General features: G+C 62.5%; 3 protein-coding genes. 2 read left to right on the top strand and 1 reads right to left on the bottom strand.

Annotation, left to right across the window (positions count from 1 at the left end; genetic code table 11):
• The coding region (locus tag AC1DSN_RS20045) for a GntR family transcriptional regulator (RefSeq protein ID WP_477332449.1) at nt 1-492 on the bottom strand (492 nt) is incomplete at its 3' end.
• 65 nt (nt 493-557) lie between these two features.
• Between AC1DSN_RS20045 and cyoA the strand changes: the two genes are divergently transcribed.
• Together cyoA and cyoB are read left to right on the top strand one after the other, a co-directional pair.
• Complete coding sequence (gene cyoA / locus AC1DSN_RS20040; protein ID WP_477296966.1) at nt 558-1,523, top strand: ubiquinol oxidase subunit II; 966 nt, start codon at nt 558-560, stop codon at nt 1,521-1,523.
• A 5-nt stretch (nt 1,524-1,528) separates the two neighbouring features.
• Nucleotides 1,529-3,538: a cytochrome o ubiquinol oxidase subunit I gene (gene cyoB, locus AC1DSN_RS20035; protein ID WP_477332447.1), complete on the top strand. Its 2,010-nt coding sequence runs from the start codon at nt 1,529-1,531 to the stop codon at nt 3,536-3,538.
• Nucleotides 3,539-3,553 lie beyond the last annotated feature (15 nt).

The following is a 3,553-nucleotide window of genomic DNA, read 5'->3' as shown; positions in this document are numbered from 1 at the left end:
CACGACGCGCGCGTTCTCCAGCCGTCCCAGCATCGGGGCGAGCCACGCGACGCCGGCGGCGCGATCGACATCACTGCCACCGCCTGGGTGGTAGCTCATCAACAGGTGCGAATCGGTATGGGTCAGTACCTGGTCCACGCCGCGCTTGAGCAAGGCGGTGAGATCCACGCCCTGGGGCGGGGGCGGGATATTCATGCCAAGGTCCACGACCTGGGCGGTATCGAACCGTGGCGCGGAGACGAAGGTTCCCATGGCGCCGTTGGCGTGCAGCAATTTGCGTTGGCGGGCTTCCGCGTACGCCCGGGTCACCGTGGTCAGGTCCATGCCGAGTGCCGTGGCCAGCTGGCGTTGGGGCGGAAGGCGATCCCCCGGCCGCAGCCGTCCGTCGGTGATGGCCCTTTCCATGAAGCGAACCACCTGCAGGTAGCGCGGGCCCTCTTCGTCGAGCGCCGCCGCCCAGTCGAGCCCTTGTATGGAGGTTGTCCGCGTCACAATGCCACCGATGTATGGATATTGTAGATGCATAGTATGCGATGCATCCCTTTATGGATGCATACATGTTTGCGTCGCTGCTCCACCGAACCCACCGGCCCGCGCTGCGCCTTGCCGCCGTAGGCAGCGCGCTGCTCCTTCAGGGCTGCCGTCTCGCCCTGTTCAATCCCAAAGGCGACATCGGCAACCAGGAACGTCACCTCATCCTGCTTTCGACGGGCCTGATGTTGCTCGTGGTGATTCCGGTGATCGCGCTGACCCTGTACTTCTTCTGGCGATACCGCGCGACGAACACCGAGGCTACCTATGCGCCTGAGTGGTCGCACTCCACGACGATCGAGGTGGTCGTGTGGACCATTCCGTGCGTGATCGTCGCCGTGCTCGCCGTGCTGATCTGGCGGAGCACGCACGCCCTCGATCCGTACAAAGCGCTCGCTTCGGACCGCCCGCCCGTGAAGGTCGAGGTGGTCGCGCTCAACTGGAAGTGGCTTTTCATCTATCCCGACTACGGCATTGCGACGGTGAACGAACTGGTCATCCCGGCGCACACGCCGATCGAGTTCCACCTGACCGCCGACTCGTTGATGAACTCGTTTTTCATTCCACGCCTCGGTAGCCAGGTCTACGCGATGGCCGGCATGGAAACGCGGCTTCACCTGATCGCTGATGAGGTGGGTACGTATGCGGGCCGGTCGTCAGCGTTTAGCGGTGCCGGCTTCTCGGGCATGCGCTTCGACACGATCGCCGTGAACGATGCGGACTTCGCGGACTGGATCAAGCGCACGCGTACGTCGTCGCCAGCGCTGACTGCCGATGGCTACCGCGCACTCACCGCACCCAGCGAGCATGAGCCAGCGCGGAAGTTCGGCAAGGTCGAACCTGGCTTGTTCGAACACGTGGTCGACCAATACATGCCGAAGGCCGCCGGTGGCGAAATCTGCGGCCCGTCTGACACCGTGGCCCGCATTCCCTCCGTACTCGATCCGCAGCATGCGGAAACGCTTCCCTTAACGTCGCCGGCGAAGGACTGAACACGATGTTCGGCAAACTCGATCTATCCGCCATCCCGTTCCACGAGCCCATCATCATGGGTACCCTGGTTATCGTGATGCTCGGTGGCGCGGCCCTGCTCGCCGCCGTGACTTACTATCGCAAGTGGACCTATCTCTGGCGCGAGTGGCTGACGTCGGTCGACCACAAGCGCATCGGGGTGATGTACATCATCCTGGCGCTGGTCATGCTTCTTCGCGGCTTCGCCGACGCGCTGATGATGCGCGCGCAGCAAGCGATCGCTGCCAACGGCTCCGCAGGCTATTTGCCACCTCACCATTACGACCAGATCTTCACTGCCCACGGCGTGATCATGATCTTCTTCGTCGCCACGCCGCTCATCCTCGGTCTGATGAACGTGGTGGTGCCGCTGCAGATCGGCGCGCGCGATGTCGCGTTTCCGTTCGTCAACTCGCTTAGCTTCTGGCTGTCCGCGGTGGGCGCCGTGCTAGTGATGATGTCCATGTTCGTCGGCGATTTCGCCGCGACGGGCTGGGTAGCGTATCCACCCCTGTCCGAACTCGGGTACAGCCCTACGGTGGGTGTGGATTACTACATATGGTCGCTGCAGGTTTCAGGGCTAGGCACCTTGCTGACCGGCATCAACCTGGTCGTGACCATCCTGCGCATGCGCGCACCGGGCATGACCTTGATGCGCATGCCGGTATTCACGTGGACGGCGTTGATCACCAATATCCTCATCATTGGTGTGTTTCCCGTGTTGACCGCCACGCTCGCGCTGCTCAGCGCCGACCGCTACCTGGACATGCACTTCTTCACCAACGAGCTTGGTGGGAACGCGATGATGTACATCAACCTGATCTGGGTGTGGGGTCATCCCGAGGTCTATATCCTCATCCTGCCTTGCTTCGGTGCCTTCTCCGAAATCATCTCGACGTTTTCCGGCAAGCCGTTGTTCGGTTATAAATCGATGGTATACGCCACCTCGTCCATCGGCGTGCTGTCGTTCTTCGTCTGGCTGCACCACTTCTTCACCATGGGTTCGGGAGCGAACGTCAACGCCTTCTTCGGCATCATGACGTCGATCATCTCCATACCCACGGGCGTGAAGCTGTTCAACTGGTTGTTCACCATGTTCCGCGGACGCATCCGTTACCACTCCTCGGTCTGGTGGACGATCGGCTTCATGGTCACGTTCGCCATCGGTGGCATGACCGGTGTGCTCCTGGCCGTGCCCGGCGCGGACTTCGTACTGCACAACAGCCTGTTCCTCGTGGCGCATTTCCATAACGTGATCATCGGTGGCGTGCTGTTCGGCTGCCTGGCCGCGATCGGCTTCTGGTTCCCCAAGGTGTTCGGGTTCACGCTGAACGAGTTCTGGGGCAAGGTGTCGTTCTGGTGCTGGCTGGTCGGTTTCTATCTCGCCTTCATGCCGCTTTACGTGCTTGGCCTGGATGGCATGACGCGGCGCATGAACCACTATGACGATCCCACCTGGCAGCCATGGCTGGTCGTCGCGCTCATCGGCGCACTGGTGATTGCCTGTGGCATCGCCGCGCTCGGCATCCAGCTGGTCGTCAGCATCCGCAAACGGAACGCCAACCTCGACATGACGGGCGACCCCTGGGACGGCCGTAGCCTGGAATGGTCCACCGCCTCGCCGGCGCCGTTCTACAACTTCGCCCACGTGCCGGTGATCACCTCGCTGGAACCGCACTGGGATGCGAAGAAGGCGGGTACCGCGTACGTCGAGCCGGCGGCGTACGAAGACATCCACATGCCGCGGAACACGGGTGCGGGCTTCATCATCGCCGCCATCTCGCTCGCGTTGTGCTTCGCACTGGTCTGGCACATCTGGCCGCTGGCGATCGCTTCGCTGCTCGGCATGATCGCTGCCTTCATCGTGCGGACCTACGACCGCGACGTGGATTACTACGTGCCTGCCGCCGAGGTCGCTGCGATCGAACGGGCGCGCTACGCGCGTCTGCCGAAGACCCATCCTACCGCCGCCACACGCTACGACGAGGCCGCCTGAGCATGAGCACTACCC

The organism is Luteibacter sp. P4_D7_3, from assembly GCF_056401735.1.
The sequence above is the reverse complement of the archived record's forward strand: the minus strand, read 5'-3'. Positions and strand labels throughout refer to the sequence as shown.